This is a genomic window from Bifidobacterium scaligerum (genome assembly GCF_002802865.1).
GTDB lineage: Bacteria > Actinomycetota > Actinomycetes > Actinomycetales > Bifidobacteriaceae > Bifidobacterium > Bifidobacterium scaligerum.
In genome coordinates, this window is sequence record NZ_PGLQ01000003.1 from 285,078 (window position 1) to 293,303 (window position 8,226).

Annotated in this window: 4 protein-coding genes; 1 reads left to right on the forward strand and 3 read right to left on the reverse strand. The window is 62.7% G+C overall.

The features are described from left to right. Nucleotides 1-209 precede the first annotated feature (209 nt). A complete protein-coding gene (locus CUU80_RS11115) occupies nt 210-2,804 on the forward strand; it encodes a PASTA domain-containing protein (protein ID WP_100496589.1) in 2,595 nt (864 codons plus the stop codon). Nucleotides 2,805-3,112: 308 nt separating this feature from the next. Here the strand turns inward: CUU80_RS11115 and CUU80_RS07020 are convergent, their stop codons facing one another. The 3 genes from CUU80_RS07020 to CUU80_RS07035 all read right to left on the reverse strand — a co-directional run bounded on the left by CUU80_RS07020 (nt 3,113) and on the right by CUU80_RS07035 (nt 8,164). Next, entirely contained in the window at nt 3,113-4,648 is a 1,536-nt protein-coding gene (locus tag CUU80_RS07020; protein ID WP_165775872.1) for a metallophosphoesterase family protein, read from the reverse strand. A gap of 130 nt (nt 4,649-4,778) precedes the next feature. After that, a complete protein-coding gene (locus CUU80_RS07030; protein ID WP_243388684.1) occupies nt 4,779-7,451 on the reverse strand; it encodes a PASTA domain-containing protein in 2,673 nt (890 codons plus the stop codon). Nucleotides 7,452-7,543: 92 nt separating this feature from the next. Further along, nucleotides 7,544-8,164 (reverse strand): DUF5701 family protein, encoded by a 621-nt coding sequence (locus CUU80_RS07035; RefSeq protein ID WP_100496590.1) that lies wholly within the window; start codon nt 8,162-8,164, stop codon nt 7,544-7,546. Nucleotides 8,165-8,226: the final 62 nt, after the last annotated feature.

Genomic DNA, 8,226 nt, shown 5'->3' on the forward strand with positions numbered 1-8,226 from the left:
CAGGTTCGGTAATCGCCGAGCCTTTAGTGCACGGGCGCGATTTATATCCGCACGTCGTTACCTTATGGCCCCAACGATTCGGCCGAAATACGTTCGATTGACCCGTCCGGCCTGACTCGTCTCAGCCGGGCCCATAGTCCCAGCGGCAACGGCTGAGGTCGCTATATTCTTGACTATCGGAAGAGACAAGCACAGAAGGAAGTTTGATTATGCTCTGTCCTAATTGTCATGCCGAGAACGCAGACGGCAACAAGTTCTGCGAAACTTGCGGTTCGCCGCTTGCCGGCGCTCCAGCTGCCCCGGCCACGCCGGCAGCCGCAGCTGGCACCGCAGTGCCCACCCCGTCTGGAGTAGTCCTGCCGCCGATTCCGATGCCGGCAGCCGCGGCCCCCGCCGCCCCGGCACCCACCGCACCGGCCCAGCCTCAGCCTGCCGCACCCGCGACCCCAGCCCCAGCACCAGCCGCCGCTGAACCTGAATCCGACGAGACGGTACTGTCTGCCGGCGCTCCGGTCGAGGACGACGCAACTGTGCTGTCTTCTGCTGCTGCAGCCCCGGCCGCCCCGGCTCCGGCTCCAGTCCCGGCCAACACACCCGCACCGACCCCGGCACCGACTTCCGCTGCCGAACCCGTCGCACCAGCAGCTCCGGCAGCACCAGCGGCTCCAGCGGCTCCGTCCGCTCCGGCACAGGACGTACCGGCCCAGCCGGAGCCTGTCGCACCGACCACCGAAACCTCTACTGCAACGGTGACCGAGCCGGCCCCGGCACCGGCCAAGGCCAAGCGCGGCCCGAACAAGCTGATCATCATTCTCGCGGTCGCACTGGTGGCGCTGATCGCGGCCGGCGTGGCCCTGTTCCTGACCTACCGCGCCGAAGTATGGGGCGGCAAGTCGCTGCCCGACCCGGCATCGTTCTCCAGCTCGGTCACCGACAAGAACGGCAAGAAGACCTCGGCCGTCAAGGCGAAGGACGTCACGGCGGCACTCAAGGCCAAAGGCCTGAAGGTCAAGACCGAGAAGGTCTTCTCCGGTAAGGATTCCGGCGTGTTCGTGGGTTACAAGGACAACGAGGCGGGCGCCCGCGTGGCGGCCGGCTCCACGGTCACCGTGCAGGAATCCGCCGGCCCGGGCGTGCCGAAGGACACCATCGGCAAGAAGGCCGAGAAGACGACCTCCACGTTCGCCGAAATGGGCGTGCCGGTCCACTACAAGAAGGTCTACGTCTCCGACACCAAGACCAATCCCGAAGGCACGGTGGTTTCCAGCTATCCGGCCGCCGGCACCGGCGTGAAGGACGACGAACGAGACAAGGGCATCTACCTCGGCGTGGCCACCAAGTCCGACGGCTCCGCACTGCCGCTCGACGTGATGGGCCAGAGCGTGGACGACGTCAAGTCCCAGCTGGAATCCGAGGGCCACACCGTAACCGTCAAGAAGCGTTTCTCCTCCAAGCAGTACGTGGGCAAGGTGGCCGGCGCCGACCCGGCCCCCGGCTCCACAATGAGCTCCAGCGATGATGTGACCTTGTACGAGGGCATCGACGCCACGAGCACAAAGGATGCGTTCAAGGCCGAAGATCTGCCGGAAATAAATGGCGATGCGATGCTCGGCACCACGGATGCGGCCGACGGCCAGTGGTGCACCAACGACGGCAAGTGCATCACCATCGAGGATAACAAGGTGGTCTCCGGCGGCAGCGACTACTCGGATTATGGCCAGTACGGCAATTATCTGGTGGCCTGCGACGCCATCCAGCAGCCCTACTGCAGCAATACGAAGGCCGACTATCTGGTCACGCAGGATTACGGCGCATTCGAACTCATGCCCTACCCGAGCCTGACCAACTACTGGTCCAACGGCAAGATGTACAGCACCAACGGCGTGGGCGGCAACCGTCCTACCAGCGGCGAATACCATATGCAGGACCTGTTCCTGGTGGTTCCCACCGGCTCTGATCTTGAGGGTCTGGAAGGCAGCAAGGGCTACTTCGACGCGGACGCTCTGGCCGCCGCGAAGAAGGAGAAGGCCGTGGATACGGACCGTCCGTTCATCCTGTGGCGTGACCCCTCGCAGTACGACACCACCACTGCTCCGTACAAGGCCGGGGGCAACACCACCAATCCGTTCCTGCCGTACGACGGCTACTCCAGCAACAGGGACAGCATCGTCAAGATGAAGCCGGCCCCGAGCGACGCCACGGCCTACTACCGTGTGGAAACGACCGAGCCGGACTGGGATTCCCTGCCGGATGCGGACGTGAAGGTGCCGGAGTCCAAGGATGCTTCGAACGCCGATTCCACGGATTCGGATTCCAAGGATTCCAAGTCCGACGAGCCGGACGCGGCCTCGCTGAAGGTGTTCTCCGATCTGGCCGGATCCCAGTACTCCTACACGATCGCCGCCGACGGCTCCGCGTACACCACCATCTCGCTGGACGAGAAGGGCAACTTCTCCGGCACCGTGGATGAGGCCGATATGAAGAGCGGCGAGCCGACCGCCACCGCCCCGCGCATCAAGACCAAGTTCACCGGCAAGTTCAAGTCCGCCAAGTCCAATTCGGACGGCACCGTGACGCTGGAATGCGATGCTTCGGCCTTCAAGATCGACGACACGTCCAAGGCCACCGAATCCGGTTTCAGCCCGTGCGGCACGTTCACCGGTTACCCGGCCGGCACCGACCTCGAATCGCTGCCTGAGGACGCGCAGTCCTTGATGGTCAAGCGCGGCTCGATGGACGGCCCGTCTGACTGGCTGCTGGCCAACGACGGCGGCAAGGGTACCTTCATCCGCACTGAGAAGTAACGGATCAAGTAACGGACCGCAAACCGTGAGTTGCGTTGATCGCGCGGGACGCATTCAGTCGCCCCCAATCGCGCGTGATCAACGCAACCTAACGTGATTACTACGACAAACGCGCTGTGAGTGACTCGCGAGAGACGCTCACAGCGCGTTTTGTTTGTTGGCCGCACAGAGCGTACGTTTTTCCAGACTAATTTCCCCCTTATCTGGAAGAACGTACGCTGAGTGAGAATAAGCGTACGTTCTTCCAGATGACGCGGGATTTACTCTGGGAAAACGTACGCTGACGTAAACCGACGTACGCTCCTGCCCTACCGTCCGCGAATCAGCGAGCGCACGATGGCAAGGAAGCCGAGGCTCATCGCGCCGGCCAATACCGCAAACACCTGCGGGCGACGCAATTCGTTGCGCACGCCGATCGCATCGGTGATGCAGTGGTCCTCGAACCACACGCGCACCTCGTTGCTGGAGTAGCGGCCCACCAAGTCGCCCCACGTGAGCATGCGGGTCACGTAACCGGCCGGGTTGCTCTCGTGGAATTCAAACAGACGGATTCCGCGGTATCGGGACTTCGGCCCGTAGCATTCGAATCCGCAGGTCGGCGCATACCCCAAGTCGATGCCATGCGCGTGGCCCACGAAGGCGTTTTTGTGGTCGTGCCCGCAGAACAGCGCGAAATACCCGCCGGCCGCGTTGAGGGCCGCCACCTCGCCTACGTTCTCGTCCGCGCATCCGATCGCCTCACCTAATCGCGAACCCGGGCGGCAAATCTCATGATTGAGCACATAGCAGTGCCCGGCATAGGCACGCGCGCCCTCCACCGCGTTCGGCGTCCAAGCCGGCACCTCCTTCAGGCAGTCGTAGAATTCCTGCGGAGGAATGTGCTGGAAGGCGATGGCCGGCACCGGTTTGCCGTCGCCATTGCGCGCGCCGAGCTCATCCTGCACTGTGCCCAGCCATTCGAGCGCTTCGGGCGTGGGCGTGCCATAGCCGTCCGAATCGGCCAGATCAAGGCCACGCGAGTTGACCACATACGCCGGGTATTGCACGTCGTTTTCTTCCGGCTTGCCGGCGTAATCGCCCGAATTGACCATTATCACGGCCATCGCCACACGGCCGGACCCATCGGACGCCTCAATCGGCAGCGCGAACGTACCGGGCTCCAGACTGTCTTTCGGATTCATGCATCCGGGGAATTCGCGGTACAGATCATCCTGTTCCTCGGCCAGAATGCCGCACTGGAAGTCGTGGTTGCCGTACGTGGCGGCGAACGGTACGCCCGCCTGCATAATCGGGCTCAGGAATCCTGCGAACGTACGGCGCACTTTCTCGCGGGTCTGGTCCATCAGTTCGTCCATCGTCACCGGTGCGTTGGCGTCGTTATCGGTGACGGTGTTGGCGACTGCACCGGTGACGTTGCCGTCACTTACGTTGCTATCGGCGATAGATTCGGCGGACGAGGCAGAAGCGGCGGCGATACCGGCGATTGCGGACGGTACCGGGCGACCAGCCTCGGTCAGACGGCCCGCCACGCGGCCGGCCGCTTTACCGGCGGCCTTGCGCAGCACCTGCCTGCGTTTGATGCCGCGCAGCTTGGCCTCCACCTCGGTGACGGCGCGGACGCGGGCACCGGGCTCCTCGCCGCGGCGGCGCAGGAAGGTGTCGATATAGGCGGGATCGTAGCCGCGGATCTGGTCGCCGGTGAAGACCACCAGATCCGGGTCGGAGGCGCGGATGGCCTCGCGAATGAGGCGGATCGTGTCCGGGCGCACGTCGGGGCCGTCCTGCACGTCGGCCATTTGCAGCACGCGGAAGCTGCCGTCTTCGCGGAATCGCAAGCTCGTCATGCCTCAACAGTGTAGAGGCGCGCGGCCGCGGACACCCGATCGTTCACAGTACCGGCACAGGGGATTTGCGTGGCCGTAATCAGCCGGCGATTGATGAGGCTATGTGCGCCCTCACGTCACCGCTCGCCGACTATTCGGTCAGGTAGTACACCGTCTCGTCAAGCGGCGCCTCATTCATGTGATAGTAGATGATTTTCAGGAAGGCCTTACTGCTGTCGGGTTTGGCTTTGCCCGCTACATATGACGATGAATACGATGATGCCGCAAGACCTTCCAGCTTGCTGGAGCTGGTGCCGGCCGGTATGTACGCCACCTCGAACGGCTTGAAAATCTCAGCTTCGGAGAAAAACTCGTCACCGTTGTAGCACGCGTCGGAGCCGCGGTAGCTGCCGCACTGGTAGTCACTGTCCGGCCCCTTAAGGTCCAATCCGACGTCTTCGGGCACCCATCTCGGATCCGCATCCGCCAATTGCAACTTGGACACCGTATGATCATCCGGACTCATATACAGGTCCTTCGAACCGGACGAAGTCGCCTTGCCGGTGTCGTCGATGGTGATGCACGAGGAGTTATCCTTCTGGCAGTACTTGCCGGCGATCGGCGTGAAATCGCCGCCGCTCACAGTCGAGCGGATTTCCTGCAGGGTCATGTCTTTGGCCGACTTCTTCGACGTGGACTTGTCTGACGAATCGGACGAATCGGACGAATCGGACGAATCGGACGAATCGGACGAATCGGCGTCGCTCTTGGATGCGGGAACCTTCACGTCGGCGTCCGGCAGGGAATCCCAGTCGAGGTCGCCGTTTTGCTCCATGAGATAGTAGACGGTCGAGCCGCTGGGTGCCGGCTTCATCGGCTCCATCTCATTCTGGTATCCGTTTGCTGACTTGTTGGTGGGCACGAACGGATCGACCTGATGCGCCCAGTCGTCAACTGGGTCGCTGGTGGAGTCGTACAGGCTCTTGTCGCGCACCAGAATGAACGGACGGGTGGTGTCGATCTTCTCTTCCTTGTTGGCCTTCGCCAGTTCATCGGCGTCAAAGTAGCCGGACGATTCCAGCGAATCCACATCGGAGCCCACCGGGAAATAGACCACGAAATCCTTCATCTCGTAGGTCAATCCGGTCGGACCATTGTAATGTTCGGCGCCGGCCGGCGGGGTCATTGTATCGCCTGAAAAATCGGCCATTTTATAGACGCCGTCGATGCAATACTCTCCTACGGAAGAACCGGTCATGGTTGTCGTGCCACAGTTCGGCAAATCCATGCCGGCGTACAGTTCGAACATGCCCCAATCCTTGAGCAGCAGATGGTTTTTCATCGGCAGCTTGTTCGGATCCGTGTACTGATCGGCGGACAACATCGCGCCGCTGATGTCTTGCGAGAAATTGCTGAGGCCAAGAATATGATCTTTGTCTTCGTCCTCGCCCTTGATGTGCAGGTACTGGTAATCGTCGGACGTCGTACCGCCGTACGGGGTGGAGGAAGACTGTTCCAGCGTGACGCAATCCTTGGAGGCGTCCTTCACCTCGTTCTTGCAGTACATGCCGATCATCGCGCTGGCCTGTATGCTGGCCATCCGCCCGTTATACGAGTTGTCACGGCTCAGCACATCCATGTTGCTGTCTTTATCGATGCCGTAATACAGCGTAACCGATTCGCCGGAGCTCAGTTCCGAGCCCGGTGCCGGGTATGAACCTGAGATTTTGCCCACGTACTGTTCGGACGAATAATGCGGTTTGAGCGTTACGTTATAGCCTTCCGCCTCCAGCGCGCTGACCGCGTCGGATTTCTCCTGGCCGAGGATGTCCACCGGAATGCCGTCGCCCTTCGAGGCCACGCCGATGTAGATGCCGTCGCTCTCCTCGTCTTCGGTCAATCCCACGCCTGGTGCCGGGTAGGTGACGGCGACCTGACCTTCCGGCGTCTTGCTGTCTTGCGCGATGACGACCTTCTTGTAGTGCACCGGCACGCCCATATCCGCGAACGTATCGGTCACCTTGTTCACGTCCTTGCCCACGGTGTCTTTCGGCACGCCCGGGCCGGCCGACTCCTGCACGGTGACCGTGGAGCCCTGCTTGACGCGAGCGCCCGCCTGAGCGCCCTCGTAGCCGAGGAATGCGCCGCGCTCCTCGCCGGAGAAGACCGGCACGGTTTTGACCTTCAGGCCCTTGGCTTTCAGCGCCGCCGTGATGTCCTTCGCCTTGACCACCGATTTCTTGCCGTTTTTGCTGGTCACGCCGCTGGCGATGCTCGCCGCATCCGGCAGAACCTTGCCGCCCCACATTTCCGCGCGGTAGGTAAAGAACAGGGTTGTTCCGGCCACGAGCAGGGCCACAAGAATGATGGACAGCAGGATGACGAGCTTGTTCGGGCCGCGCTTGACGGCGGCGGTAGCTGCGTAGGACGGCGGGACCGGTTGGGTCGTGGGCTGAGTCGCGGACGGGCCGGTCGGGTTTGTTGAGTTCGTTGGGTAGCCGGAGGCTGCGTACGGAGCGTTTGCGGCGGGCGCGGGGACGCCCGGCGTACCGGGGGCGGGCGCGGGCGTACCTGACGTACCGGGCAGCGGCGGATGATCGATCATCGTTTGATCAGGCATCGGCATCGGCGCGGACGGCCCGGACGCGGCCTGCCCCGGAGCGGGCGGCCAAGCAGCGTTCTGTCCCGGTGCCGGGACCTGATTTGCGGTCACACCCGGCTGATTCGGCTGCGCTGCCGCGCTACCGGCCGGCAGCTGCGCGCCGCACTGCTCGCAGAATCGGCTACCCCCATTATTGACAGCACCACATCGTTGACAAATCATCGTCGTTCTTCTCTCTCGTCGAATGATGCACTATGGCATCATTCTACCGAGAAACGAACGCACGCAAGCAACGACTGCGGGACTAGCGGGGACTACCGGAACAGGCTCACGCCGCGACGCGCGGTGCAGTAGGCGTTACCCAGCCACGTATGGCGCGAGTTGGGCCACACGGCTCCCAGGCGCGGCGCATTCTGGCTCATCCAGATGCTCGGCACACGGCCGTCCGCCGAACGCGAACCCAGCAGATTGAAGCCGTTCTTCTCCAACAGCCATTCCGGATGCTGGGTGGCGATGGCGAGGCCCTCTTCCAGCGTGAGCGGCAGACGTTCGTCGGAATCGATGAGCTTGCGGGCCACATCCGGTTCACGGTTCACATAGCAGGTGCCGGTATGCGGATCGACCACCAAGTAGAACGGACCCTCCGGCGGCATGAAACCGTCCTGTGGCAGGAAACTGGCGATATCGCGCGGGGGCATCGTGGTGAACCCGGCCATGCGGTTGATCGAGGTTCGGGCGATCAGCGATTCCGGCGAAACCAGCTCGCGCGTGGGCACCAGCAGAATATTCGAGCCCAGATCGCTCTGCTCCAGCGCGGAGATCAACGGACGGGCCAGCGCGCGGAACGCGGCGGCGCTCATATCCGCCACGTCCGGGTAGCCCAAGGCCACGATACGGTCAAGCTGTTTTTGCGCTTCCACTGATGCGATCGACATGCCTACTAGCCTAGCGCGGCGTCACGTCGGAGATGGGGCGGGGCTGCGGAAGGAAAGCGGGG